Origin of the sequence: Streptomyces hundungensis (assembly GCF_003627815.1) — a bacterium.
In the GTDB taxonomy this organism is placed as follows: domain Bacteria; phylum Actinomycetota; class Actinomycetes; order Streptomycetales; family Streptomycetaceae; genus Streptomyces; species Streptomyces hundungensis_A.
In genome coordinates this window covers 3,009,701-3,034,227 of record NZ_CP032698.1, presented here as the reverse complement: position 1 = coordinate 3,034,227, position 24,527 = coordinate 3,009,701, and the positions used below count along the sequence as shown (strand labels likewise).

At 71.2% G+C, this 24,527-nt stretch carries 23 protein-coding genes and 2 tRNA genes; 15 read left to right on the top strand and 10 right to left on the bottom strand.

Translation table 11 applies throughout. The annotated features are described in order from the left end of the window. The first annotated feature begins 86 nt into the window (after window positions 1-86). Window positions 87-278, top strand: coding sequence for a hypothetical protein (locus DWB77_RS13465; RefSeq protein WP_120721500.1), 192 nt, complete (start codon window positions 87-89; stop codon window positions 276-278). 39 nt (window positions 279-317) lie between these two features. On the opposite strand, the gene DWB77_RS13460 is transcribed toward DWB77_RS13465, so the two are convergent. Further along, window positions 318-1,688 carry an ABC1 kinase family protein gene (locus DWB77_RS13460; protein WP_120721499.1) on the bottom strand — a complete coding sequence of 457 codons (1,371 nt, stop codon included), beginning with the start codon at window positions 1,686-1,688 and terminating at the stop codon, window positions 318-320. 40 nt (window positions 1,689-1,728) lie between these two features. Beyond that, a complete protein-coding gene (locus DWB77_RS13455) occupies window positions 1,729-2,865 on the bottom strand; it encodes a ThiF family adenylyltransferase (protein ID WP_120727738.1) in 1,137 nt (378 codons plus the stop codon). Between the two features lie 224 nt (window positions 2,866-3,089). Here DWB77_RS13455 and DWB77_RS13450 point away from each other — a divergent pair, with 224 nt between their 5' ends. The 4 genes from DWB77_RS13450 to DWB77_RS13435 all read left to right on the top strand — a co-directional run bounded on the left by DWB77_RS13450 (window position 3,090) and on the right by DWB77_RS13435 (window position 6,915). Beyond that, window positions 3,090-3,686, top strand: coding sequence for a M48 metallopeptidase family protein (locus DWB77_RS13450; RefSeq protein ID WP_120721498.1), 597 nt, complete (start codon window positions 3,090-3,092; stop codon window positions 3,684-3,686). 106 nt (window positions 3,687-3,792) lie between these two features. Beyond that, window positions 3,793-5,451 (top strand): TerD family protein, encoded by a 1,659-nt coding sequence (locus tag DWB77_RS13445; RefSeq protein ID WP_120721497.1) that lies wholly within the window; start codon window positions 3,793-3,795, stop codon window positions 5,449-5,451. A 13-nt stretch (window positions 5,452-5,464) separates the two neighbouring features. Then, entirely contained in the window at window positions 5,465-6,145 is a 681-nt protein-coding gene (locus DWB77_RS13440) for an AIM24 family protein (protein ID WP_120721496.1), read from the top strand. A gap of 14 nt (window positions 6,146-6,159) precedes the next feature. Further along, entirely contained in the window at window positions 6,160-6,915 is a 756-nt protein-coding gene (locus tag DWB77_RS13435) for an AIM24 family protein (protein WP_120721495.1), read from the top strand. Between the two features lie 102 nt (window positions 6,916-7,017). Here the strand turns inward: DWB77_RS13435 and DWB77_RS13430 are convergent, their stop codons facing one another. Together DWB77_RS13430 and DWB77_RS13425 are read right to left on the bottom strand one after the other, a co-directional pair. Beyond that, a complete protein-coding gene (locus DWB77_RS13430) occupies window positions 7,018-7,539 on the bottom strand; it encodes an NUDIX hydrolase (RefSeq protein ID WP_120721494.1) in 522 nt (173 codons plus the stop codon). Continuing rightward, complete coding sequence (locus DWB77_RS13425) at window positions 7,536-8,996, bottom strand: zinc-dependent metalloprotease (protein WP_120721493.1); 1,461 nt, start codon at window positions 8,994-8,996, stop codon at window positions 7,536-7,538. The genes DWB77_RS13430 and DWB77_RS13425 overlap by 4 nt, the downstream gene beginning before the upstream one ends. Before the next feature lie 189 nt (window positions 8,997-9,185). Here DWB77_RS13425 and DWB77_RS13420 point away from each other — a divergent pair, with 189 nt between their 5' ends. The 4 genes from DWB77_RS13420 (at window position 9,186) to DWB77_RS13410 (ending at window position 12,348) form a co-directional block, all read left to right on the top strand. Beyond that, complete coding sequence (locus tag DWB77_RS13420) at window positions 9,186-10,292, top strand: SDR family oxidoreductase (protein ID WP_120721492.1); 1,107 nt, start codon at window positions 9,186-9,188, stop codon at window positions 10,290-10,292. A gap of 79 nt (window positions 10,293-10,371) precedes the next feature. Next, window positions 10,372-10,836, top strand: coding sequence for a molybdenum cofactor biosynthesis protein MoaE (locus tag DWB77_RS13415; RefSeq protein WP_216826848.1), 465 nt, complete (start codon window positions 10,372-10,374; stop codon window positions 10,834-10,836). Window positions 10,837-10,978: 142 nt separating this feature from the next. Beyond that, entirely contained in the window at window positions 10,979-11,149 is a 171-nt protein-coding gene (locus DWB77_RS37780; protein WP_162952525.1) for a hypothetical protein, read from the top strand. A 110-nt stretch (window positions 11,150-11,259) separates the two neighbouring features. After that, window positions 11,260-12,348: a YlbL family protein gene (locus DWB77_RS13410; RefSeq protein WP_120721491.1), complete on the top strand. Its 1,089-nt coding sequence runs from the start codon at window positions 11,260-11,262 to the stop codon at window positions 12,346-12,348. Window positions 12,349-12,373: 25 nt separating this feature from the next. Here the strand turns inward: DWB77_RS13410 and DWB77_RS13405 are convergent, their stop codons facing one another. Further along, window positions 12,374-12,919, bottom strand: a complete 546-nt coding sequence (locus DWB77_RS13405; protein ID WP_120721490.1) for a PPA1309 family protein — start codon at window positions 12,917-12,919, stop codon at window positions 12,374-12,376. Window positions 12,920-13,054: 135 nt separating this feature from the next. On the opposite strand from DWB77_RS13405, the gene DWB77_RS13400 reads away from it, so the two are divergent. From DWB77_RS13400 to DWB77_RS13380, 4 genes are all read left to right on the top strand, one after another. After that, window positions 13,055-15,940 (top strand): UPF0182 family protein, encoded by a 2,886-nt coding sequence (locus tag DWB77_RS13400; protein ID WP_120721489.1) that lies wholly within the window; start codon window positions 13,055-13,057, stop codon window positions 15,938-15,940. Window positions 15,941-16,027: 87 nt separating this feature from the next. Next, window positions 16,028-16,101, top strand: a tRNA-Met gene (locus DWB77_RS13395). Between the two features lie 236 nt (window positions 16,102-16,337). Beyond that, on the top strand, window positions 16,338-18,170 hold the full coding sequence (locus DWB77_RS13390; protein WP_120721488.1) for a tetratricopeptide repeat protein: 1,833 nt from the start codon (window positions 16,338-16,340) through the stop codon (window positions 18,168-18,170). Between the two features lie 216 nt (window positions 18,171-18,386). Then, window positions 18,387-18,460, top strand: a tRNA-Met gene (locus DWB77_RS13380). Between the two features lie 132 nt (window positions 18,461-18,592). Here the strand turns inward: DWB77_RS13380 and DWB77_RS13375 are convergent. Continuing rightward, the gene (locus DWB77_RS13375) at window positions 18,593-19,009 is read right to left on the bottom strand and encodes a Fur family transcriptional regulator (RefSeq protein WP_053729883.1); all 417 of its coding nucleotides are present in this window, start codon (window positions 19,007-19,009) and stop codon (window positions 18,593-18,595) included. 142 nt (window positions 19,010-19,151) lie between these two features. Between DWB77_RS13375 and DWB77_RS13370 the strand changes: the two genes are divergently transcribed. Beyond that, window positions 19,152-20,603 carry a catalase gene (locus DWB77_RS13370; protein ID WP_174248545.1) on the top strand — a complete coding sequence of 484 codons (1,452 nt, stop codon included), beginning with the start codon at window positions 19,152-19,154 and terminating at the stop codon, window positions 20,601-20,603. A gap of 80 nt (window positions 20,604-20,683) precedes the next feature. Here the strand turns inward: DWB77_RS13370 and DWB77_RS13365 are convergent, their stop codons facing one another. After that, the gene (locus DWB77_RS13365; RefSeq protein WP_120727734.1) at window positions 20,684-21,082 is read right to left on the bottom strand and encodes a CBS domain-containing protein; all 399 of its coding nucleotides are present in this window, start codon (window positions 21,080-21,082) and stop codon (window positions 20,684-20,686) included. Window positions 21,083-21,461: 379 nt separating this feature from the next. Beyond that, complete coding sequence (hisN, locus tag DWB77_RS13360) at window positions 21,462-22,268, bottom strand: histidinol-phosphatase (RefSeq protein WP_120727732.1); 807 nt, start codon at window positions 22,266-22,268, stop codon at window positions 21,462-21,464. A 156-nt stretch (window positions 22,269-22,424) separates the two neighbouring features. Between hisN and DWB77_RS13355 the strand changes: the two genes are divergently transcribed. Beyond that, entirely contained in the window at window positions 22,425-23,057 is a 633-nt protein-coding gene (locus DWB77_RS13355) for a TetR/AcrR family transcriptional regulator (protein ID WP_120721486.1), read from the top strand. A 29-nt stretch (window positions 23,058-23,086) separates the two neighbouring features. On the opposite strand, the gene DWB77_RS13350 is transcribed toward DWB77_RS13355, so the two are convergent. Together DWB77_RS13350 and rsgA are read right to left on the bottom strand one after the other, a co-directional pair. Beyond that, the gene (locus tag DWB77_RS13350; RefSeq protein ID WP_120727730.1) at window positions 23,087-23,410 is read right to left on the bottom strand and encodes a DMT family transporter; all 324 of its coding nucleotides are present in this window, start codon (window positions 23,408-23,410) and stop codon (window positions 23,087-23,089) included. 98 nt (window positions 23,411-23,508) lie between these two features. Beyond that, window positions 23,509-24,522 (bottom strand): ribosome small subunit-dependent GTPase A, encoded by a 1,014-nt coding sequence (rsgA, locus tag DWB77_RS13345; RefSeq protein WP_120721485.1) that lies wholly within the window; start codon window positions 24,520-24,522, stop codon window positions 23,509-23,511. Window positions 24,523-24,527: the final 5 nt, after the last annotated feature.

The following is a 24,527-nucleotide window of genomic DNA, read 5'->3' as shown; positions in this document are numbered from 1 at the left end:
GGCAAGAAGGGGGGCCGGTCCGAACGGACCGGCCCCCGCGGTGCGTTGTGGCCCCGAAGGGCCGAGCGCGGCGGTATCGTCGCGAGGTGGACGACCAGAATCGGCCGGTGGCCGAAACCATCGTGTGCTCCCACTGCGGAACCCCGGCCCCGGGCGAGGGCCCACCGCCGACCTGGACCTACTCGGTCGAGAACGGCACCGGACGCTACTACTGCGACGACTGCGCCCGCGCCAACATCAGAGCCATCGAAGGCCGGCTCGACGCCACCTGGTGGTAGCGCCGTCCCGCCCCTGAGCCCCCGGCCCCAGCCCCGGGCTCAGCCCTTCTCGACCGCCACCGGCTCCGACGCACCCTGCGGCTCGGCCAGGAAGCCGGGCATCCAGGCCTCCAACTCGTCCCGCATGCGCACCGTCGCCTCCAGTTGGCACAGCACCCCGATGGTGGACAGCGTCACCCGGTGTATCAGCAGATACGACGGCGGCAGATTGAGCTGCTTGCCCAACTGGTGCGCGGGGGAGCGGGGATCGGCGATCCGGGCAGCCTGCCCGCGCATCCAGCCCCGGCTGAACGTGAACGCGTCGGCCTGGGCCGGCTCGATGATCGGCAGCAGATAGTCGAGGACCGCGTCCGGGTCGAGCTCGATCGAGTCCTTGACGAAGCCCTCGCCGCGCAGCAGCTCGTAGACCGCCTCGGCCTCGCCCTCCAGCGTCATCCGCAGGGACTCGCCGATGGTCGCGGGCAGCCCGCCGGGCAGCCGGTCCACCGTGCCGAAGTCCATGACGCCCAGCCGCCACGGGCCGCCCTCCTTCTCGGGGGGCAGCAGCCGGAAGTTGCCCGGGTGGGGATCGGCGTGCAGCAGCCCGGTCCTGGCCGGCCCCGAGAACAGGAACCGGGTCAGCAACTGCCCGGCCCGGTCGCGCTGCTCGGGCGTGCCGTCCCTGATCACGTCCGAGAGCGGTATCCCCTCGATCCACTCGGTCACCAGGACCTGGTCGCACTGGTGCACCACATCGGGGACCAGCACATCGGCGTCGCCAGCGAACTCCTCGGCATGCTCCCGCTGGGCCCGCGCCTCCAACGCGTAGTCCAGCTCCTCCGAGACGCGGTCGCGCAGCTCGGCGATGAGCGGCTTGATGTCCATCCCCGGAATCAGCGGGCCGAGCAGCCGCGCGAACCGGCTCAGCTGGGTCAGATCCGACAGCAGCGCCTGGCCGGCCCCCGGATACTGCACCTTGACGGCCACCTCCCGCCCGTCGTGCCACACCGCCCGGTGCACCTGCCCGATCGATGCGGCCGCGGCCGGCTTCTCGTCGAACTCCAGGAACAGCTCCCGCCACTTTGCACCGATGCGCTCCTCCAGCACGGCGTGGACCGTACGGGTGGGCATCGGGGGCGCCGCCTCCTGGAGCTTGGTCAGGGCGGCCCGGTAGGGACCCGCGACCTCCTCCGGCAGGGCCGACTCGAAGACGGACAGCGCCTGCCCGAACTTCATCGCCCCGCCCTTGAGCTCGCCAAGGACCTTGAAGAGCTGTTCGGCGGTGCGCTGCTGGAGCTCCCGGGCGACCAGCTCCGCGGACTTCCCGCCGATCCGCTTGCCCAGGCCCCACGTCGCCCGGCCGGCGAAGCCAAGGGGCAGCGCGGCCAGCTTGGCGGTCCGGGTGACCGCCTTCCGGGGAAGATCAGACATGAGCCCCTCCAAATCCCAGACAGCAGCGCCCTCGCAGGCGTTACCGGGCCATTGTGTCGTGTGGCCCCACGGCCGCGGAGGCCCGCTCCCCCCGAGTGTTCCCGACCGCCCCGCAGAAGCAGTCCCGATGGGGCTCGATCGGGGTGGATCGCCAGTCGAGCCGGGGAAGCGAGACCTCCCAGCGGCTCCCGGTGGTCTCCGGAAGATCACCGTCGAGGAACGCCAGCGCGTGTGCCGCCGCGAGCCCCGCCACCGCCGTGGCCAGCGCCAGATCGCAGGCGGGTGTCGCGGCGCGCCTCTGGCGCCCGGAGCGCCACTGGGCCAGCAGCCGCGGCCAGCCCGGGTCGCGCTCGGTGCGGCCGAGCGAGAGACATCCCGCACACCCGGTGCCGCCGGGCAGCACCAGCGGCCCGACCACACCCGTCGCCTCCACAACTCCCGCGTACAGATGGGGAATTCCGGCCCCGACCCACTCCTCGGCATCCGCTTCGTTCGGCGCGTACACATCGAGGGCCTCGCGCGGGGCGGCCACGATCAGGCGGAGCGCGTCCGGCTCGGCGCCCCGGCCCTGGCGCGGCGGCCCGCCCGGCGCCGCGTCCCGCACCAGCCGGCCCGCCGCCGTCGACCGCCGCTCGCCGACGGCCCGCTCGGGCAGTCCACCCGGCGCCACATCGCCCGGCCGGGCCACACCCCCGTCCAGGACGTCGACCCGGCCCACCCCGGCGCCCGACAGCACGGCAGCGATGGTGGCGCCCACCCGCCCGGCTCCCCGCACCTGGACCCGTATGGCTCTGCGGGCCCCGAGCGTGCGCGCCGCGTCGCCCGGCTCCGGGTGGATGAGGGAGAGCGACGCCAGATCCGGCCGTAGTCGCTCCGCCGTGTCCGCCCGGCCGCGTAAGACATCGGCCGCCGGGCCCGAGGCCGTCGGATCGTCCACCACGCCGGCCGCCGTCAGCCGTGCCAGCAGTTCGTCCACCCGCTCCGGCGTCATGTCCAGGGCGCGCGCCCGCTCGTACAGGATCGGCAGGCCCTGTGTGCCGTCGAGCAGCTCCAGGAAGTGGCCCGTCGCCGGATCCACCGGCGACACGACCACCGCCTGCGCGGGTGTGATCCCGAACTGCACGGTCGCCCGGTCCCGCCAGGCCCTGCGCAGTGCCGGCTTCAGCATCGGATGCATGGTCGAACCCCCGTCGTCGTACCACCCGCACATCCCTGGAACCCGCCCGGTCGCGGGCCGTCGTGCGGCATGAGGTCAGAGTGCCCGGCCGCGTCGCGAGGCGTGAAAAGTTGTCCACAGGCGGGGGGTATTAGTCATTCGAATGCCGCACCCCGGCGGATGGGTCATGGCTCAACCGTCCCGGAGGCGGGACTTCCCCCACTGACAGCGGGTAACGTCGGGGCGTGCCCGCCGACCCACTGAAGAGTGCCGGAAGCCCGCCGCGCAGCCCGTCCCGGCTGCCTCCCCGCGGCGCGGCGACGAGCGCGGTCGAGGTCCGCCGCAGCGCCCGGCGCAGCAGGACGGTCTCCGCCTACCGCGAGGGCGATCGCACCATCGTGCTGATCCCGGCCCGGATGTCCGAGGCCGAGGAGCAGCGCTGGGTCACCGTCATGCTCGACAAACTGGCCGCGCAGGAGAGCAAGCGCATGCTGGGCGACGCGGAACTGACCGAGCGCGCCGAGCGGCTGTCCGAGCAGTACTTCGAGGGCCGGGCCCGTCCCGCATCGGTGCGCTGGGTCACCAACCAGAACACGCGCTGGGGTTCGTGCACCCCCGCCGAGGGCAGCATCCGCCTCTCGCACCGCTTGCAGGGGATGCCCGAATACGTCGTCGACTATGTGCTCCTGCACGAGCTGGCCCACCTCCTCGTGCCCGGCCACGGGCCGCGCTTCTGGCAGCTCCTGGACGCCTATCCGCGCACCGAGCGGGCCCGCGGCTATCTGGAGGGCGTGGTCGCCGCCGACCGCCTTCCCCACCTGCCCGCGGCCCGTGGGGAGTGAGGGTCGGCGGTTGTGTACCGAATGTGTAGCGGCTTCGTCGATTGTCCGAGGCAGCCGTTAGCCTGGCGCGACGCAATCACCTCGGGATGGGGGACGGTCGGTACGCATGGCCAGGGAATTCCAGCGCGGCCACAAGGCCAAGGTCAGTGATCTCACGGCGGGGACGGATCTGTACGTGGGCGTGCAGATCGGCGGTCCGGGGCTGACCTTCGACATCAGCTGCTTCGGGCTCGACGCCAACGAGCAGCTGTCCGACGACCGTTACTTCGTCTTCTTCAACCAGCCCAAATCCCCCGAGGAGTCCATCCAGCTCCTGGGCCCCCAGTCCGGCGACACCGAGTCGTTCCGCGTCACCCTCGACCGCGTCCCGTCCACCATCCACCGGCTCTCCTTCACCGCGACCCTCGACGGCGCCGGCCAGATGTCGCAGGTGGGCCCCGGTTACATCCGGGTCGTCGCCGGCGGCGAGGAAGTGGTGCGGTACGCGTTCACGGGCGCGGAATTCAGCACCGAACGGGCCGTCATGCTCGGCGACTTCTACCTGAAGGACGTCTGGCGCTTCGCCGCGGTGGGCCAGGGCTTCGACGGCGGCCTCGAAGCCCTCCTGAAGAACTTCGGCGGCGAGGTCCTGGAGGAGGAGCCCGAGGTCGTGCAGCAGCCCGGGCCGGGGACCGCCTCCCCGGGCTTCGCCCCGCCGCCCCAACTCGGCGCGCCCGCCCCGCAGTTCGGGGCCCCCGCGCAGGCGCCGCAGCCCGCGCCCTCGTTCGGCGCGCCCGCCCCGGCCGCCACGCAGCACTACGCGCCGCCGCCCCCGGGATCCACCCCGCCGCCGGCTCCCGCGCCCAGCCCGCAGATCCACGCGGCGCCGACCATCGCCGCGCCGATGCACCTCGTGCCCGGCCTCGTGCCGCCGCCCGCCCCGGCGCCCTACGGGCAGCCGCAGCAGCCGCCCTATGGACAGCCTCCCCAGCAGCCGCAGTACGGGCAGGGCCCCGGACACGTCCCGGGTCAGACACCGCCGCCGGGCGCGCCCGCCCCTTACGGTCAGCGGGCGCCCTACGGCCAGCCCGCCCCCTATGGTCAGCCGCAAGGAGTCCCCCAAGGGGGCGGCCTGCACGCCGCGATGCAGATGTACAAGGAGCTGCCCACAGGCCAGCGCTGGACCGCGCAGAACAAGCAGCTGGTCCGGGTCGACCTCGGAGCCGGAGGCCAGCCCGTCCTGGCCCGCCAGGGCAGCATGGTCATGTACCAGGGCAAGGTCGACTTCGGCTACAAGGGAGCCGGGTTCGCCGGCCGGATCGTCGGCAACGCGACCGGCCAGGAAATGCAATTGATGCGCTGTACCGGCCGCGGCCAGGTCTTCCTCGCGGAGAACAGCGCCTATCTGCACCCCATCGAGCTCCAGGGCGACGGCATCTGCGTCTCCGCGGAGCACGTCCTCGCCTTCGACGAGTCGCTCCAGTACGAGGTCCGCCGCATCGAGGGGCACGGCATCCCGGGCGGCGCGCTGTTCACCATGCTCTTCCAGGGCAGCGGCACCGTCGTCGTGATGACGCAGGGCACCCCGGTGGTCCTGCCGGTCACCCCGACCACGTTCGCCGACAGCGACGCGATCGTCGCCTGGTCCGCCGCGTCCCAGGTGATCGTCTCCAGCCAGGTCCGGCTGCGCCGCAACGCCTATCCCGGGCACAGCGGCGAGTCCGTCAACCTCCAGTTCCGGGGCGCTCCCGGCAACTTCATCGTCGTCCAGCCGTACGAGGTCTGAGGGAGCCCGAAGAATGAACCAGCAGCTCGCGGGCTATGCCCCCACCCCCGTCGCGGCCCGTATGGAGAACCACGGCAGCGCCATGCTCAAGGTGGCCATGGCCACCGGCCAGGACCTGTTCGCGCGGGTCGGCTCGATGGTCGCCTACGAAGGCTTCATCCAGTACGAGCCCAACCCGCCCGCCGTGCGCCAGATGGCCCGGGACTGGATCACCGGCGAGGGCACGCCCCTCATGAAGTGCACCGGCGACGGCCTGCTCTACCTCGCCGACTACGGCGCCAACGTCGTGATCGTCCACCTCGACAACGACGCGCTCTCCGTCAACGGCACCAATGTGCTGGCCTTCGACGCGAGCCTCCAGTGGGGCGTGGAACGGGTCAAGGGCCTCGCCAAGTTCGCCGGTCAGGGCCTGTTCAACGTGAAGATCTCCGGCTCCGGCTGGGTCGCCCTGACCTCGCGCGGCACGCCGGTCGTCGTCGACTGCGGCAGCGGCGAGGACGAGACGTATGTCGACCCGGACGCCCTGGTCGCCTGGTCCCCGAACCTGAAGGTGAAGGGCAAGCGCAGCTTCAAGGCGTCCTCGCTGATCGGCCGGGGCAGCGGAGAGGCGTACCAGATGGCCTTCTCGGGCCAGGGCATCGTCGTCGTACAGCCGAGTGAGGACAGCACGGACCGCCTGCGGGCCCGGGGCTGAGGGGGAGAGACACCATGCAGAGCCCGCTTTTCAGCTACACCGAGCAGCAGTCCCAGGAGCGGTACACGGCGCAGAACCCGCAGTTGCTGCGGGCCGTGCTCACCGGCCACGACGACCTGTTGGCCCGCAAGGGCTCGATGGTCGCCTACCAGGGGCTGATGGAATTCGACGGCGAGTACCAGTCGCGCGGCCAGCAGAGCGCCCGGGCCCGCACCGGCGAGGGGCTCGACCTGATGCGCGTGTCGGGCCAGGGCACGGTCTATCTGGCCAATCTGGCCCAGCACGTCCACGTGGTGGACGTCGACCGGGACGGGCTGACCGTCGACAGCGGCTATGTCCTCGCGATGGACTCCTCGCTGCATTACGAGGTCATCGCCGTGGACAGCCAGTACGGGGTGGCCGGCACCGGCAAGTACCAGCTCAACATCACCGGCACCGGCAAGGTCGTCCTGATGACCTCGGGCCAGCCGCTGATGCTCCAGGTCACGCCCGACAAGTACGTCAACGCCGACGCGGACGCGATCGTCGCCTGGTCGACCTCGCTGCGCGTCCAGATGCAGGCGCAGACGCACTCCACCGGTGTGTGGCGGCGCCGCGGCAACACCGGCGAGGGCTGGGAGCTGAGCTTCCTGGGTCAGGGCTTCGCCCTCGTCCAGCCCAGCGAGGTGCTGCCGCCGCAGAACGCGGTGATCGGCCAGGGCCTGCGCGCCCAGTACGGCATGGGCCAGCAGGGCGCTCACGCCCAGAACCAGGGCAACGCCTGGAGCTAGCCGACCGCCCGGTGGGCCGGCCTCAGGGACACGGGTAAGGGGCGCTCGCCATGGCGAACGCCCCTTACTTCTACGGCAGTTGAGGCCCGGCCCCGCCCTCGGCTACAGCCGCGCCCGGGTCTCTTCGAGCAGCCGGACCACCGATGTGTCGGCCACCTCGGCCACCTCGTCATAGGCGAACCAGCGCAGATCCAGGGACTCGTCGCTGATCGCCTCGACCGCGCCGGACGGCGCGAGCGCCGCGTACTGGACGTCCAGGTGCCAGTGGCAGGGCGCCGGGATCGGATGCCGGTCCAGACGGACGGGCCCGCCGGGCAGCAGTGTGAGACCGGACACCCCGGACTCCTCCTCGGCCTCGCGCAGCGCGGCGGCCGCCACCGTGGCGTCACCCGGCTCGCAGTGGCCGCCCATCTGGAGCCACATGTTGAGCTTCCTGTGCAGCGTGAGCAGCACCCGGCCCCGGTCGGGGTCGATGACCAGGGCGCTCGCCGTCAGATGGCCCGCCTCGCAGGCCTTCCACATGCCGTCGGGGTGCGCCGCGAGGTGGTCCAGATAGGTCCGGCGCAGCTCGGGCTGGCCCTCGTACGTCGTCAGTACGCGGACCGCGTCGTCGTGCAGGCTCACTTGTCGGAGTCGTCCTTGCCGTCGTTCTCGTCGGCGGAGCCGCTCTCGCCGTCCGCCTTCCGCTCGCCCTTGTCCTTCTTCAGGGAGGGGCCGTTCTGCTCGGCGGCCTCGCCCAGCATCTTGTCGAGCTCCGAGAAGTCCAGGTGCTCGCGGTGCACGAAGCCGTCGGGGTCGTCCAGGTCGGAGGCGGTCGGCAGCATGTCCGGGTGCTCCCACAGGTCGTCCCGGCCGTCCACACCCCGCGCGTCGGTGAGCGAGGCCCAAAGGCGCGAGGCGTCCCGCAGTCGGCGCGGCCGCAGCTCGAGACCGATCAGCGTCGCGAAGGTCTGCTCCGCCGGGCCACCGGTCGCCCGGCGCCTGCGCAGCGTCTCGCGCAGCGCGTCCGCCGAGGTGAGCCGCGGCTTGGCGGCGGCGTGGACCACCGCGTCCACCCAGCCCTCGACGAGCGCGAGAGCCGTCTCCAGGCGGGCCAGGGCGGCCTTCTGCTCCGGGGTGTCCTCCGGCTGGAACATGCCCTGCTGAAGCGCTTCCTGAAGCTGCTCCGGGTTGGAGACGTCGAGCTGCCCGACGGCGTCCTCCAGCTTCGCGGTGTCGACCTTGATCCCGCGGGCGTATCCCTCGACCGCGCCGAACAGATGCGAGCGCAGCCACGGCACATGGGCGAAGAGACGCTGGTGAGCGGCCTCGCGCAGCGCCAGATAGAGACGGACCTCGTCCTTGGGGACGCCCAGGTCCTTGCCGAAGGCCTCGATGTTCAGCGGCAGCAGCGCGGCCTTTCCGGCCGGGCCCAGCGGCAACCCGATGTCGCTGGAGCCGACCACCTCGCCCGCGAGCACGCCCACGGCCTGCCCGATCTGCTGGCCGAACATGGCGCCGCCCATGGAGCGCATCATGCCGATCAGCGGGCCCGCCATGGCCTGCATCTCCTCGGGCAGCACGCCGCCCATGGCCGCGCCGACGCGCTCGGCGACCGGGTCGACCAGCTCCTTCCAGGCGGGCTGGGTGGCCTCGACCCACTCCGCGCGGCTCCACGCCACGGCGGTCGTGGAGCCGGAGGGCAGCGACGTCGCGTCGTCCAGCCACAGGTCGGCCAGGCGCACGGCCTCCTGGACGGCGACGCGCTCGGCGGGGCCGACGCTCGCGTCCTTGGTGCCGTCCGCGGTGCCCTGGGCGACCGTCTGGCGGGCGATCTGCTTGGCCATGTCCCAGTTCACGGGACCGCCCTCATAGCTGAGCATCTGGCCGAGCTGCTGGAAGGCGGCGCCCAGATCGTTCGGGTTCATCGATCCGAACATCGCGGCGAACGGGTTGTCCCCGCCGCCCGCTCCCGGGAAGCCGAAGGGGTTGGGGCCCTGCCCGCCTGCACCCTGACCACCTCCGGCAGGGTCCTTCTTCTTGCCGTCGCCGTTGTCCGGCTCCTCCGGCGGAAGGCCAAATCCGAATGGGGTGTCACTCACGGGTTTCCTCGGCTCGTTAGGCCGTCGGCTCCTGCCGACGGCGGCTTCCCCACAACACCACCAGCGTAGACATCCGAGCCGGATAAGGGCTCGGTGCTCCGCCGCCTCGCGGCCTGCGGCAGGATGGACGCCACCTGGTACGTACGCGTCATTAACGTACGTACTGAAGACAACCGCTGGAGACGCCCGGTGAGTTCCCCAGATCCGCAGGTTCGCGCAGCGCGAAACCTCTCCACCTCAACATCGCGCGGTCCCGTCGTCGCCGTTACCGGCGCCGCGTCCGGGATCGGCGCCCTGCTGACCGCGCGGCTCGCCGCGTCCGACGAGGTCAAGCAGGTCGTCGCCCTCGACGAACGGCGGGGCGAGGTCTCCGAGGCGACCTGGCACATCCTGGACGTGCGCGACCCGGCGATCGCCGAGAAGCTGCGCGGCGTCGACGTCGTCGTGCACCTGGCGCTCGACCTCGACCTGGAGACGGACACGGCCGCCCGCACCGCCTACAACGTGCGCGGCACCCAGACCGTGCTGACCGCCGCGGCCGCCGCCGGCGTCCACCGGGTGGTCCTGTGCACCTCGGCCATGGTCTACGGGGCGCTGCCCGACAACGACATCCCGCTCTCCGAGGACGCCGAGCTGCGGGCCACCGCCGAGGCGACCGGCGTCGGCGACCTCCTGGAGATCGAGCGCCTGGGACGGCGGGCCCCGCGCGCCCACCCCGGCCTGAACGTGACCGTGGTGCGGCCCGCCGTCCTCGTCGGCGGCACCGACACCGCGCTCACCCGGTACTTCGAGTCGCCCCGCCTGCTGGTCGTCGCCGGATCCCGTCCGACCTGGCAGTTCTGCCACGTCGACGACTTGTGCAGCGCCCTGGAGTACGCGGCTCTTGAGAAGGTCGAGGGGGAGTTCGCGGTCGGCTGCGACGGCTGGCTCGAACAGGAGGAGGTCGAGGAGCTCAGCGGCATCCGCCGCATGGAGCTGCCCTCGGCGGTCGCCCTGGGCGCGGCGGCCCGGCTGCACCGGATCGGGCTGACCCCCTCGCCCGCCGGCGACCTGGCGTACACGATGCACCCGTGGGTGGTCAGCGTCGGGCGGCTGCACGACGCCGGCTGGCGGCCGCGGTGGACCAACGAGGAGGTGCTGGCCGAGCTCCTCGAAGAGGTCGCGGGCCGGCACACCGTCGCGGGCCGCAGGCTCGGCCGCAAGGACGCCACCGCCGCCGGGGCCGCCGGCGCCACCGTCGCCCTGCTCGGCGCCGCCGCCGTGGTGCGCAGGGCCCGCAAACGCCGGGGGCTGTAGGACCCTCCTACGGAGCGGCGCGGCGCCCGGTCGAAAGAGCTATTCCGGGATGTCGGTCCCGTACGGCACGATGGGAACCATGGCACGCACCTACCCCGACCACCCCGGCGAGCAGGCGGCGCACGAACCGATCCGCCTCCTCGCGATCCGTGACACCCCGCTCTCGCTCGACGAGGTCTTCGCGGCCTCGGGCGACTTCGCGGCGGGGGGCACCACGCTCTTCGTCGGCACGGTGCGCAACCACGACGCCGGCTCGGACGTCGACACGCTGGGGTACTCCTGCCATCCGAGCGCCGAGGAGCAGCTGCGCCGCGTGGCCGAGAAGGTCGTCGCCGACTATCCGGTCCGCGCGCTGGCCGCCGTCCACCGTGTGGGCGATCTGGCCGTGGGGGATATCGCGGTCGTCGTCGCGGTCTCCTGCCCGCACCGCGCGGAGGCCTTCGAGGCCTGCCGCAAGCTGATCGACGACCTGAAGCACGAGGTCCCGATCTGGAAGCACCAGAAGTTCTCCGACGGCACGGAGGAGTGGGTGGGGGCCTGCTGAGCGGGGTCGTCCCGGCGAAACCCCGGTGGGCGCCATGCGCCCCGATTTGCGTAACCGCACCCCTGGCGTGAGCGTTGAACCGGCGGATGGCTAATCTGCTGATCTGTCAGTTGCGGTCGCTCATTGGGGACGGGAGGTCGGAATGGCTGTACTCATCTGGCTGCTGATTCCGCTTTTCGCTTGCGTCGGCGCGGCGATATGGGCGAGCTGGACCGCCCGTGATCGCACCACCGGCGACGTGGCTGAACTCGCCGGATACAGCCGGTTCCGAGAAGCGATGGAGAAGACCCACTCCGAAGCCGACGTCCTGTAGGACCTCCCCCCTTCGGCACGCCAGGCCCTTTGCCGTACGCGGTCGCCAACTGCGCCCGTACGGACCGGCCCCACGGGTGGGCGTGCGCAACGGTCCCGTACTGTCGTGCCATGCCACGCCGCACCGCGACGATGCTCGCCTCCACCCTCGTCCTGATCGCGCTGCTCTGCGCCGGGGTGCTCATCAAAGTGCCGTACGCCGAGATGTCTCCCGGGCCCACCGTGAACACGCTCGGCGACTCCGGCGGCGAGCCGGTGCTCCAGATCGCCGGACACAAGACGTACCCGACGACCGGGCACCTCAACATGACGACGGTGCGGGTCACCGGGGCCGACTACCGGATGAACCTCGTCGAGGCCGTCTACGGCTGGCTGGCGCACGACAGCGTGGTCGTCCCGCACGACACGCTCTACCCGGACGGCAAGACCGACGAGCAGTCCAACCAGGAGAACGCCGAGGAGTTCAGCCAGTCGCAGGAGAGCGCCAAGGTGGCGGCCCTGAACGAGCTGAACATCCCGGTGAAGAGCTGGGTCATCGTCTCCTCGGTCGTCAAGGGCAGCCCTGCCGAGGGCAAGCTCCACGCCGGGGACGCGATCAAGGCCGTCGACGGCACCGCGGTCACCAAGCCCGCCGACGTCGCGACGCTCGTCACCAAGCACAAGCCCGGCCAGAACGTGGTCTTCACGATCGTCCCCGCCAAGGAGGCCGGCGACGCCAAGAAGACCGGCAAGGCGCCCGAGGGCGGCCAGAAGGTGACCATCACCACGGAGAAGGCGCCGGACAGCGACCGGGCCATCGTCGGCATCCAGGCCGGGACCGACCACGCCTTCCCGTTCACCGTCGACATCAAGCTCGCCGACGTCGGCGGCCCCAGCGCGGGCCTGATGTTCTCGCTCGGCATCGTCGACAAGCTGACGCCCGAGGATCTGACCGGAGGCAAGTTCATCGCCGGCACCGGCACGATCGACGACAACGGCAAGGTCGGCCCGATCGGCGGCATCGAGATGAAGCTGATCGGCGCGCGACAGGCGGGCGCCCGCTACTTCCTGACGCCCAAGGACAACTGCGCGGCGGCCGCGGCCGACATCCCCGCGGGGCTCACCCTGGTGAAGGTCGACACCATCCACGACGCCCGGCAGTCGCTGGACAAGCTCCGCGCGGGGAACACGGCCGGGCTGCCGAGCTGCTCGGCCAAGTAGCGCCCGGCGCGCCCCCGTTCACGGCCTAGGCGAAGGTCGCCGCCAGTGCCTCGGCGAGGCCCGGCACCAGGTCGGGGCCGGTCAGGACCTCGGTGGCCGAGTCCTTCTCGCGCAGCCGGATGGCGGACTCGCGGGCGCCGCCGCGCAGCACCGCGACCGTGAGGCGCACCTCCTGGCGGTCGGGGTGGGAGGCCACCCACTTGGCGAGCTCCTTGTCGCCGAGCCCTTCGGGCACGGAGGCCTCGGCGGACGGCGGCAGCATCAGGCGCTCCACCGTGAGCGCGCAGCCGGCCACCGAGTCGGGCCACTCGATGGTGCCGAGGAACTTGTCCAGCGGCTTGTTCCGCGGGATCTCCTCCTGGTCGATCGGGGTCAGCCCGGAGACCGCCGCGTCATCGGCTGCCGAGACCACGCCCGGCGCCTTGGCGCGGAGCTTCGCGGTGTCGACGAGGGCGAAGAGGCGGGCCGGCTTGTCCCAGCCGAAGCCGGACGCGTACTCGTCGATTTCGAGCACCGCTCGGGTGAGGGGGCTCGCTGCCATCGGGGGGCCTGAGGGGGAAACGTTGGACATGGACAACATCCTGCCCTCTTTCACCCCCCGATCGGGAACTGAGTAAAGCCTCAGTAAGTTGCATGAGTGGGCTCTACGATCGCGGGGCCCGCCCATACGACAGCGAACTTCGAGGTGCGCACGTTGGCTTTCCAGATGCCGGACCGCGGCTCAGGCCCGTCCGGGCCACGGATCAGAGTCGGCCGGCCGTCCCGCCGGGTCCGGACCCTGCTCATGACACTGGGCATCCTGGCCGTGCTTGCCATGGTCTTCGTCATGTTCGCGGGGTTCTGGACGGACTGGCTCTGGTACCGCTCGGTCCATTACTCGTCGGTCTTCACCACCCAGCTGTGGACCAAGATCGGACTCTTCTGCGTCTTCGGACTCCTGATGGCCCTGGCCGTCGGCCTGAACATCTGGCTGGCACACCGGCTGCGGCCGCCGCTCAGCGCGATGTCCCTGGAACAGCAGAGCCTCGACCGCTACCGGATGGGCATCGCCCCGTACAAGAAGTGGATGCTGCTCGGGGTCACCGCGCTGATCGGTCTGATCGCCGGCGCGTCCGCCTCCGGGCAGTGGCGCACCTGGCTGATGTGGGTCAACGGGGTGCCGTTCGGCCAGAAGGACCCCCAGTTCAAGCTGGACGTGTCGTTCTACGCCTTCGACCTGCCCTGGTACCGCTTCCTGCTCGGCTTCGGCTTCGCGGCGGCCGTCCTGTCGCTCATCGCCGCCGCCCTCACGCACTACCTGTACGGCGGCCTGCGCATCACCAGCCCCGGCGCGCGCGCCACGGGGGCCGCAACCGGCCACCTCTCGGTGCTGCTCGGTGTCTTCGTGCTCCTCAAGGCCGTGGCGTACTGGCTGGACCGGTACGGCCTCGCGGTCAAGTCCAGTGACTTCAAGGCGACCAACAACTGGACGGGCCTGCGTTACGTCGACGCCAACGCCTACCTCCCGGCGAAGACCATCCTGTTCTGCATCGCGGTCATCTGTGCCGTGCTGTTCTTCGCGACCCTGTGGCGCCGCACCTGGCAGCTGCCGGTCATCGGCTTCGGTCTGATGGTGCTCTCGGCGATCCTGATCGGCGGGCTCTACCCGGCGATCGTGCAGAAGTTCCAGGTCCAGCCCAACGAGCAGGCCAAGGAAGCGCCGTACATCCAGAAGAACATCGATGCCACCCGCAAGGCGTACGGCATCGACAGCGCGGATGTGACGCCCTACAAGGGCACGACGGACGCCAAGGACAACGCGAAGCTGCGCTCGGACGCCGACGCGGCGGCCAGCTACCGGCTGATCGACCCCAACGTCGTCTCGCCCGCCTTCCAGCAGCTCCAGCAGGAGCGCAAGTACTACCAGTTCCCCTCGACCCTGGACGTGGACCGCTACAACGACAAGGACGGCAAGGAGCAGGACACCGTCATCGGTCTGCGTGAGCTCGACCTCAAGGGCATCGACAAGCGCAACTGGATCAACGACCACTTCACCTACACCCATGGCTACGGCGCGATCGCGGCCAAGGGCACGAGCGTGGACGTCAACGGCGCGCCGGACTTCACCGAGTCGGGGCTGCCCACCAGCGGCCAGCTCCCCTCGGACTACCAGCAGCGCGTCTACTACGGCGAGAAGACCGACCAGTACTCGATCGTCGGCGGGCCCCAGAAGGAGCTCGACTACGAGAGCGAGGGCAAGGGCCAGGTCACCACGAACTTCGCGGGCCAGGGCGGCGTGAGCCTCTCCAACCCCTTCAGCCGGGCCGCGTACGCGGTCACCTTCAACGAGCCGCAGATCCTGTACTCAGGGGCCATCGGCAAGGGATCGAAGATCCTCTACAACCGCACCCCGAAGGAGCGCGTGGAGGCCGTCGCCCCCTGGCTGACCATTGACGGCGACGCCTATCCGGCGGTGGTCGGCAAGCGCATCCAGTGGGTGGTCGACGCGTACACGACGACCAACGGCTACCCCTACGCCTCGCGCACCACGCTCGGCGAGACCACCACGGACTCGCTGACCGACAACCAGCGCGCGGTGGTCGCCCAGCAGAACCAGGTCAACTACATCCGCAACTCGGTGAAGGCGACCGTCGACGCGTACGACGGCACGGTCACGCTGTACCAGTGGGACGACAAGGACCCGGTCCTCAAGACCTGGATGAAGGCGTTCCCCGGCACCGTGAAGGCCAAGACCGCGATTCCCGCGGAGCTCCTTGCGCACCTGCGCTACCCCCAGGACATGTTCAAGGTCCAGCGCGAGCTGCTGACCCGCTACCACGTCACCAACCCCGCGCAGTTCTACAGCGGCAGTGACGCCTGGCAGGTTCCGGACGACCCGACCAACAAGGACAACAGCGCGGTTCCGCCGTACTACCTGTCCATGAAGATGCCGGGGGCCGAGTCGGAGGGGAAGAAGTTCTCGCTCACGACGACGTTCACGCCCAACGGCCGGCCCAACCTGGGCGGGTTCATGGCGATCGACGCCGATGCCGCGAGCAAGGACTACGGCAAGATCAGACTGCTCAGGGTCACCGACAACGTGCAGGGCCCCCAGCAGGTGCAGAGCAAGCTGAACGGGCTGCCCGAAGTCGCCGAGTTCGTCAGGAACTTGAGAGGCACCGACTCTGAGATCGACTACGGGAACCTGCTGACCGTGCCGCTCGGCGGGGGCTTCCTCTACATCGAGCCGGTGTACGCCCGCGGTGGCAGCGCCAACTATCCGCTCCTGAAGAAGGTCGGCGTCTCCTACGGAGACAAGACCGTCTTCCGGGACAACCTGGCCGACGCGCTGAGCGCCGCGTTCGAATCGGGCGGGACCACACCACCGCCCACGACGAACCCGCCGACCACGCCTCCCACCACCACCCCGCCGGACTCCGGCAACGCCACGGTGGACCAGGCCATCAAGGACGCCCAGAAGGCGTACGACGACGGCCAGAAGGCGCTCGCCAAGGGCGACTGGAAGACCTACGGCGAGGCCCAGACGGCGCTGCAACAGGCCCTCCAGCGGGCGGCCGACGCGCAGGCCAAGGCGGCCAAGCCGAAGAGCTGACCCCGGTGGACCGGAGCTGACCTGGGAGGACCGGGCCGGCTCCGGTCCGGGGGCCACCCCGCGCCGTGGTAGCGTTGTGTTTACCGACGCGGGGTGGAGCAGCTCGGTAGCTCGCTGGGCTCATAACCCAGAGGTCGCAGGTTCAAATCCTGTCCCCGCTACTCAACTACGAGGGCCCGGATCCTTTAAGGATCCGGGCCCTCGTCGCGTTCGCGCCGGTCGGGGCCACCTCCGACCAGCGATGGCTGGAACCCTTCCATCCGAAAACCGCTCTTACACACGGGAGTTGAGCCCAAAAGGGTTTGGCGTGTCTCCCTGTGGGCATGTCGACAAAACGCTGAAGTGACCTCACTGGCTGCGGTATACCAGGTGTACGCGGGTTGCGGGTGGTGCGACGATGGTATTTATGGGGGACAGGGCAACTCTGTTGGAGACAGGGCGGTTTGTGCAGACACGCTCCGATGAGGACGCCGACACCGCCGACGCCGAGACCGAGGCGCGGCACCGGCACGCCGCCGACCGTGGAGACGCCGAGTCGATGAGCGTGCTCGGCGCGCTGCTGCTGCGCCGTGGCGACCTCGACGGCGCCGAGCCCTATCTGCGCGGCGCCACCGCCGAGGGCGACCGGGCCGCCGCCAACAACCTCGGCGTCCTGCTCCACCAGCGCGGTTACGCGGACGAGGCGGCCGGCTGGTGGCGCATCGCCGCCGTCGCGGGATCCGCCGCCGCGGCGCACGCCCTGGGCCGTCACTACCGTGAGCGCGGCGACGAGCCCGCCGCCGAGTACTGGCTGCGCCAGTCCGCCGAGCAGGGCCACGCGCTCGGCGCCTACGCCCTCGCCGACCTCCTGGAGCACCGCAGCGACGTCGGCGCCGAGCGCTGGCTGCGGGCCGCCGCCGAGCAGGGCCACCGCGAGGCCGCGTACCGGCTCGCCCGCCTCCTCGACGGGCGCACCGACGACGAGACGGCCGGCGACGGCCCGGGTGACATCGCTGTCGCGGAGACCCCCGAGGCCGAGGGGGCCACCGACGAGGCCGAGCCCTGGTACCGGCAGGCCGCCGCCCGGGGCCACCGCAGGGCCGCCCTGCACCTGGGGGCGATCCTGGAGAAGAGGGGCGAGCTCAAGGAAGCGGGCCGCTGGTATCTGACCTCCGCCAAGGACGGCGAGGCCAAGGCCGCCTGCGCGCTCGGCTTCCTGCTGCGCGACGCCGGCGACGAGGAGAGCGCCGCCGTGTGGTGGCTGCGGGCCGCCCAGGACGGCGACGGCAACGCCGCCAACGCGCTGGGCGCGCTGCACGCGGCACGCGGCGAACAGCAGACCGCCGAGCGCTGGTACCGGGCCGCGATGACCGCAGGGGACGTGAACGGGGCGTACAACCTGGGGCTGCTCTGTGCCGCGCAGAACCGCACCGCGCAGGCCGAGCAGTGGTATCGCAGGGCCGCCTACTCCGGGCACCGCGAGGCCGCCAACGCGCTCGCCATCCTGCTGCTCCAGGCCGGCGACCCGACGGGCGCGGAGCCATGGTTCTCCAAGGCCGCCGAGGCCGGCAGCGTGGACGCCGCCTTCAACCTGGGCATCCTGTACGCGGGCCGGGACGACGACCGCACCGCCCTGAAGTGGTACGAGCGGGCCGCGGCCGCCGGGCACACCGATGCCGCCCTCCAGGTCGGCATCGCGCTGCTGCGGGACGGTGAGGAGCAGGCCGCCGAGCGCCACCTGCGGTGCGCGGCGGGCGGCGGCAGCGCGGAGGCCGCCTTCCGTCTCGCCACCGTCCTCGACGCGCGCCAGCCCCCGCCGGGCCCGCCCGCGCTCGGCGAGCCGATGGGCGAGAAGACCGAGTGCGAGGAGTGGTACGAGCGGGCCGCGCAGCAGGGCCACCGCCGGGCCCAGGTGCGGGTCGGCATGCTGGCCGCGGCCAGGGGCGACCTGGAGGCGGCCGCGCGCTGGTACGGCGAGGCCGCCGAGGCGGGCAGCCGCAACGGCGCGTTCAACCTCGGCCTGCTGCTGGCCCGGGAGGGCCGTGAGCGCGAGGCCGCGCTGTGGTGGAGCCGGGCCGCGCACGCCGGGCACGGCCGGGCCGCGCTACGCCTGGCGCTGCTCGCGGCCCGGCACGGCGAGCTGAGCGAGGGACAGCGCTGGTGCGCCAGGGCGGTCGAGCTGGGCCCCGCCGAGGTCGCGGAGCGGGCGGCCCGGCTGCGCGAGGCGCTCCACCAGGAGCTCACGGCGTAGGCCTGGTGCCTGTGAGGGCCCCGGGGCCCTTGTGGGTGCGGATGCTTCGGCTTCCCCGCGCCCTTCGGGGTCTCCGGGGTCTTCGGCTCCTCCGGTTTCCCGGGCTCCTATGGCTACCCCGGGTCTTCGGCTTCTCCGGGGGCTCCGGGTGCTCCGGGCCCTTCGGGGAACAGATTTGCGCTGGTCCACCCCGTCCCGTAGGGTTGTGTTCACCGACGCGGGGTGGAGCAGCTCGGTAGCTCGCTGGGCTCATAACCCAGAGGTCGCAGGTTCAAATCCTGTCCCCGCTACTTGCAGGCTGAGGCCCGAATCCTTTGGGGGATTCGGGCCTCAGCCGTTTTCGTGTGGCGGCGCACCAGCATGAAGAGAAAGCCCTCCGGCCATCGGCCGGAGGGCTTACGTCGTATGGGGGCGCCGGACGGTCAGGCCGCCGCGCAGTTGGGGCAGGTGCCCCGATAGGTGACCTCGACGGCGGCGATCGTGAAGCCGAAGCGCTCGGTGTCGGGGAGGTCGGCCAGCGGGTTGCCCTGCGGGTGGACATCGCGGATCGCACCGCACTGGGCGCAGACCAGGTGCTGGTGGGGCCGGTGCGCGTTCGGGTCGTAGCGCTTGGCGCGGCGGTCCGTGGAGACTTCCAGGATCTCGCCGAGGGTCACCAGCTCGCCCAGGGTGTTGTACACCGTGGCCCGGGAGATCTCGGGCAGCCGTTCCACCGCACGGGCGTGGACCTCGTCCGCCGTGAGGTGGACGTGGTCGCCGTCGAGGACCTCGGCCACGACGCGCCGCTGTGCGGTCATGCGCCAGCCGCGGCCGCGCAGTCGTTCCAACAGGTCGCTCATGCACACCAGCCTAACAGGGGACGGGGCCAGTCCCGAATCGGTGTGGGATTGGACTACCCTTTGACTTAGACAATGTCCATTGTAGGATCGAACCCAGTTGGGCCGAGGGACAGGACTCGCAGGAATGACGCTGGAGGCGCACGTGACACAGGGACCGCTTACGACGGAGGCCGGCGCGCCGGTCGCCGACAACCAGAACAGCGCGACCGCGGGCGCCGGCGGCCCGGTTCTCATCCAGGACCAATCGCTCCTGGAGAAGCTCGCCCACTTCAACCGCGAGCGCATCCCGGAGCGCATCGTGCACGCCCGCGGCGCCGGTGCGTACGGCACCTTCACGCTCACCCGTGACGTCTCGCAGTGGACGCGTGCCGCGTTCCTCTCCGAGGTCGGCAAGGAGACCGAGACCTTCCTGCGCTTCTCCACGGTGGCCGGCAACCTCGGCTCCGCCGACGCCGTGCGCGACCCCCGCGGCTTCGCGCTGAAGTTCTACACGGAGGAGGGGAACTACGACCTGGTCGGCAACAACACGCCCGTCTTCTTCATCAAGGACGCCATCAAGTTCCCCGACTTCATCCACACCCAGAAGCGCGACCCGTACACGGGCAGCCAGGAAGCCGACAACGTCTGGGACTTCTGGGGTCTGAGCCCCGAGAGCACCCACCAGGTGACCTGGCTCTTCGGTGACCGCGGCATCCCGGCCACCCTGCGCCACATGAACGGCTACGGCTCGCACACCTACCAGTGGAACAACGAGGCCGGCGAGGTCTTCTGGGTCAAGTACCACTTCAAGACCGACCAGGGGATCAAGAACCTCACCCAGGACGAGGCCAACAAGCTCGCCGGTGAGGACCCGGACAGCCACCAGCGCGACCTGCGCGAGGCCATAGAGCGCGGTGACTTCCCGTCCTGGACCGTGCAGGTGCAGATCATGCCGGAGGCGGACGCGGCGACGTACCGCTTCAACCCGTTCGACCTCACCAAGGTGTGGCCGCACGCGGACTACCCGCCGATCGAGATCGGCAAGCTGGAGCTCAACCGCAACCCGGAGAACATCTTCGCGGAGGTCGAGCAGTCCATCTTCAGCCCCGCCCACTTCGTCCCCGGCATCGGTCCCTCCCCGGACAAGATGCTCCAGGGCCGCCTCTTCGCGTACGGCGACGCGCACCGCTACCGCGTCGGCATCAACGCCGACCACCTGCCGGTCAACCGCCCGCACGCCACCGAGGCGCGCACCAACTCCCGTGACGGCTACCTGTACGACGGCCGGCACAAGGGCGCGAAGAACTACGAGCCCAACAGCTTCGGCGGTCCCTCTCAGACCGACCGCCCGCTGTGGCAGGGCACTTCCGTCACCGGGGTCACGGGCAGCACGACGGCGCCCGTGCACGCCGAGGACAACGACTTCGTGCAGGCCGGAAACCTCTACCGGCTGTACTCGGAGGACGAGAAGAGCCGTCTGATCGACAACCTGGCGGGCTTCATCGCCAAGGTGTCCCGCGAGGACATCGCGGACCGGGCGATCAACAACTTCCGCCAGGCGGATGACGACTTCGGCAAGCGGCTCGAAGCCGCGGTCCAGGCCCTTCGCGGCTGATACGGGCCCGCCTGTCGAGCGACGGAAGGCCGGACTTCCCTTCGGGAGGTCCGGCCTTCCGTCGTTCGGTGTGCGCCCGTTCAGCCGGTCAGGGCGGCCTCGGCGCGCGCCGGGGACCAGCAGCGGATGATGTCGCGGACCGAGACGATACCGACCGGACCGTGGTCGTCGAGGACGATCAGATGCCGGAACCCGCCGTGCGTCATGGCCTCGGCGGCCTCGACCAGGGTCCAGGACGGCGCCGCGAACACGACGTCGGTGGTGGTGTGTTTGCTCGCCGTCTCGCGGTCGGGGTCGAGGCCCCGGCCGACGGCGTTGAGGATGTCGCGCTCGGTGAGGATGCCGAGGCCGCTGGTGTCGGGGTCGAGGACCACGGCCGCGCCGATCCGTCGTGCGGACATCAGCCGGGCCGCCTGGCGGAGGGTGTGGTCGGGTCCGATGGTGAGGACCATCGTGCTCATGGCGTCACGGACGAGCATGAAGAGGGCCACCTCCTGGTGGTTCCGCTTCCGGCAGGGCGTAAAAAGCCCGCTCCGGAAGGGATTCACAAGTTCACAAGTGGGGGGACTCCTAGAGTCGCATCCCGACCGCCCGTCAACAAGGGGTGGGTAGAGGCCGGTTGAGGGGCGCGCAAAACCTTGGCACACGCCCCTCGGGCGCCCCAGTGATGACATGTGCGCGGCCCGGCCGTGACGGCCCCGGGCGGCCTCGCCGACCAAGGGCCCCACGCGCCGAGCCGCCGCCAGGGGGTGCGGAGTGGCTGGGGCTGCGAGTGTCGAGGGTGCGGAGTGGCTGGGGCTGCGAGTGTCCAGGGTGCGGAGTGGCCGGGGCTGCGGAGTGTCCAGGGGTGCGCAGTGGCTAGGGCTGCGGAGTGTCTCCGAGGTAGCCGAGCAGCTCCTCGTGGAGCAGGCCGTTGGAGGCCGCCGCGTTGCCGCTGTGCGGGCCCGTCCTGCCGTCGAGTCCGGTGAAGACGCCCCCGGCCTCCTGCACCACGATCACGTTCGCCGCCATGTCCCACATGGACAGCTCCGGCTCCGCGCAGAAGTCCACCGAGCCCTCGGCGACCATCATGTACGGCCAGAAGTCGCCGTAGGCGCGGGTCCGCCAGCACTCCCGCGTCAGATCCAGGAAGTCGTCGAGCTTGCCCCGCTCCTCCCAGCCGCTCAGCGAGGAGTACGAGAACGAGGCGTCGGCCAGCTCCGAGACGCTGGAGACGTGCAGGCGGGTCGCCGAGGTGAGGCTGCGGCCGGTGAACGCGCCATGCCCCTTCGCCGCCCACCAGCGCCGGTTGAGAGCCGGCGCCGAGACCACGCCCACCACCGGCTGGAACCCGTTCTCGCCCGCCTCCATGAGCGAGATCAGCGTCGCCCACACCGGCACGCCCCGGACGTAGTTCTTGGTGCCGTCGATCGGGTCGACCACCCAGCGCCGGGGGCCCGTGCCCTCCAGGCCGTACTCCTCGCCGAGGATCGCGTCGCGCGGCCGTGCCCGATGCAGATGCCCCCGGATGACCTCCTCGGCCGCCTTGTCGGCCTCGCTCACCGGCGTCATGTCCGGCTTGGTCTCGACCTTCAGGTCGAGGGCCTTGAACCGGTCCATGGTGGCCGCGTCCGCGGCGTCCGCGAGGACGTGGGCGAGACGCAGATCATCGTGATAGTCGGGCATGGTCACCACCGTAGCGATCGCCCGCCGCACGAGCCACGGCGCCCGCACTCCGGGACGCCCCCGCGCCCGCCCCCGGCGCCCCTTGACACTCCCCGCGGCCGCGTCAACCCTGAACCAGGAGCCGCTCGCCAGGCCTCGGGGGCTCTGGAGGCGGCCATGCCCATGGCGCGGGAATCCCTACTGGACGCGGCTCTCTCGGCGCTCGCGGAACTGCCCTGGTCGGGCGTGCGGATGGTGGACGTGGCGGCCGCGGCGGGGGTCTCGCGACAGACCCTCTACAACGAGTTCGGCAGCAAGGACGGCCTCGCCCGGGCTCTCGTACGCCGGGAGGCCGATGTTTATCTGCGGGGCGTCGACCAAGCGCTCGCCGAGCACGCCGGGCCCGCCGACCGCATGGTCCACGTCGCGGAGTGGACGCTCGGCTCGGCCCGCTCCAGTGTCCTGGTGCGCGCGCTGCTCACCGGCTGCTGGAGCGAACGCCTTCCGGCGCCGTCCCCTCCGCGCGCCCCCCGGGCCCCGACGGTGCCCGCCCAGCGCCGGGCCGACGCCGGGGTGCCGGGCCCCGCCGAACTCGTGGCCACCGTCAGGGACCGGGCGCTCGCGGCCCTACAGGCGCAGGTGCCCGGCGCCGATCCGGTGCACCTCGGCCGGTACTGCGAGACGGCGGTGCGGCTCGGCCTGTCCTGTCTCGTCGCGCCCCCGGGCCGGGGCGAGGGCCAGGCCGGGTATCTGCGCGCGGTGCTCACCCGGCTCCCGATGCGGGCCCCGGAACAGCCGCCCCGCGCCTGACGCACCGTCAACTGGCGCCGGGGCGCGGGTCAGTGGGCCGAACCCGAGATCTGGAGGCCGATCACGCCGACGATGACCAGGGAGATCGACACCAGCTTGAGCGTGGAGACCACGTCGCCGAGGAAGACCATGCCGTAGATGGCGGTACCGGCGGCCCCGATGCCCGTCCACACCGCGTACGCCGGGCCCACGTCCAGCTTCCGCAGGGACAGCGTCAGCAGGCCGAACGAGCCGAGGGCGAACGTGGCGAAGGCGATCGTCGGCCACAGCCGGGTGAAACCGTGCGACAGCTTCAGACAGACGGCGAAGCCCGTCTCCAGGATTCCCGCCACCACGACCAGCAGCCACGCCATGTCCAGGGCCTCCCACAACGCCTCGTCGTCACTGACTGCATGGTCAACACTTGGTGCGATTATGCAACGCGGGGTCCGCGCACGCCCCGGGAAACGGGTCAGTCGCCCTCGCGTCGCTCCCTGGTCGCGAGGAGTCGGCGCAGCGAATAGAGCCGGGCCGGGTCGGCGTGGCCGTCCGCCACCCACTGGTCGAGCGCGCACTCGGCCTCGTCGTGGCTGCACGCGCGCGGACAGTTCTCGGTGCCCGGTACGAGATCGGGGAAGGCCAGGATCACCCGTGAAGGGTCGACGTGGTGCAGCCCGAAGGACCGTACGCCCGGGGTGTCGACGACCCAGCCGCCGTCCGCGCTGTCCAGAGGCAGCGCGAGCGCGGAGGTGGTCGTGTGACGGCCGCGCCCGGTGACCGCGTTGACATGCCCGGTGATGCGCCGTCTGGCCTCCGGGACCAGCGCGTTGACCAGGGTCGTCTTGCCGACGCCGGAGTGGCCCACGAACGCGGTGACCCGGCCGTGCAGCTGCTCCCGCACCCGGTCTGCCGCGTCGCCCTCGTACAGCTCCTCGCGCGAGGTGACGACGTACGGGACGCCCAACGCGCCGTACAGCTCCAGGAGTTGGTCGGCCGACGCCAGGTCCGACTTGGTCAGGACGAGCAGCGGCTCCAGGCCGCCGTCGTACGCCGCCACCAGACAGCGGTCGATGAGGCGGGGGCGCGGCTCGGGATCGGCGAGCGCGGTGACGATGGCGAGCTGGTCGGCGTTGGCGACCACCACGCGCTCGTAGGGGTCGTCGTCGTCGGCCGTGCGCCGCAGGACCGAGCTGCGCTTGCCGATCCGTACGATCCGCGCGAGCGTGTCCTTCTTGCCGGACAGATCGCCCACGATGTCCACCCGGTCGCCCACCACCGCGGCCTTGCGGCCCAGCTCGCGGGCCTTCATGGCGTGGATGGTGCGGTCGCCGACCAGACAGGTCAGCCGGCCGCGGTCGACCGTGAGGACCATGCCCTCGGCGGCGTCCTCGTGCTTGGGGCGGATCGTGGTGCGGGGGCGGTTGCCCTTGGGGTTGGGGCGGACGCGGATGTCGTCCTCGTCCGGGTTCTTGCCGTAGCGGCGCATGGTCC

What these genes read in the sequence shown, in the direction of transcription:
- DWB77_RS13460 (WP_120721499.1), bottom strand. Translation starts at nt 1,688, where the DNA reads ATGTCTGATCTTCCCCGGAAGGCGGTCACCCGGACCGCCAAGCTGGCC.
- DWB77_RS13455 (WP_120727738.1), bottom strand. Translation starts at nt 2,865, where the DNA reads ATGCATCCGATGCTGAAGCCGGCACTGCGCAGGGCCTGGCGGGACCGG.
- DWB77_RS13445 (WP_120721497.1), top strand. Translation starts at nt 3,793, where the DNA reads ATGGCCAGGGAATTCCAGCGCGGCCACAAGGCCAAGGTCAGTGATCTC.
- DWB77_RS13440 (WP_120721496.1), top strand. Translation starts at nt 5,465, where the DNA reads ATGAACCAGCAGCTCGCGGGCTATGCCCCCACCCCCGTCGCGGCCCGT.
- DWB77_RS13435 (WP_120721495.1), top strand. Translation starts at nt 6,160, where the DNA reads ATGCAGAGCCCGCTTTTCAGCTACACCGAGCAGCAGTCCCAGGAGCGG.
- DWB77_RS13415 (WP_216826848.1), top strand. Translation starts at nt 10,372, where the DNA reads ATGGCACGCACCTACCCCGACCACCCCGGCGAGCAGGCGGCGCACGAA.
- DWB77_RS37780 (WP_162952525.1), top strand. Translation starts at nt 10,979, where the DNA reads ATGGCTGTACTCATCTGGCTGCTGATTCCGCTTTTCGCTTGCGTCGGC.
- DWB77_RS13410 (WP_120721491.1), top strand. Translation starts at nt 11,260, where the DNA reads ATGCCACGCCGCACCGCGACGATGCTCGCCTCCACCCTCGTCCTGATC.
- DWB77_RS13405 (WP_120721490.1), bottom strand. Translation starts at nt 12,919, where the DNA reads ATGTCCAACGTTTCCCCCTCAGGCCCCCCGATGGCAGCGAGCCCCCTC.
- DWB77_RS13400 (WP_120721489.1), top strand. Translation starts at nt 13,055, where the DNA reads ATGCCGGACCGCGGCTCAGGCCCGTCCGGGCCACGGATCAGAGTCGGC.
- DWB77_RS13390 (WP_120721488.1), top strand. Translation starts at nt 16,338, where the DNA reads ATGGTATTTATGGGGGACAGGGCAACTCTGTTGGAGACAGGGCGGTTT.
- DWB77_RS13375 (WP_053729883.1), bottom strand. Translation starts at nt 19,009, where the DNA reads ATGAGCGACCTGTTGGAACGACTGCGCGGCCGCGGCTGGCGCATGACC.
- DWB77_RS13365 (WP_120727734.1), bottom strand. Translation starts at nt 21,082, where the DNA reads ATGCTCGTCCGTGACGCCATGAGCACGATGGTCCTCACCATCGGACCC.
- hisN (WP_120727732.1), bottom strand. Translation starts at nt 22,268, where the DNA reads ATGCCCGACTATCACGATGATCTGCGTCTCGCCCACGTCCTCGCGGAC.
- DWB77_RS13355 (WP_120721486.1), top strand. Translation starts at nt 22,425, where the DNA reads ATGCCCATGGCGCGGGAATCCCTACTGGACGCGGCTCTCTCGGCGCTC.
- DWB77_RS13350 (WP_120727730.1), bottom strand. Translation starts at nt 23,410, where the DNA reads ATGGCGTGGCTGCTGGTCGTGGTGGCGGGAATCCTGGAGACGGGCTTC.
- rsgA (WP_120721485.1), bottom strand. Translation starts at nt 24,522, where the DNA reads ATGCGCCGCTACGGCAAGAACCCGGACGAGGACGACATCCGCGTCCGC.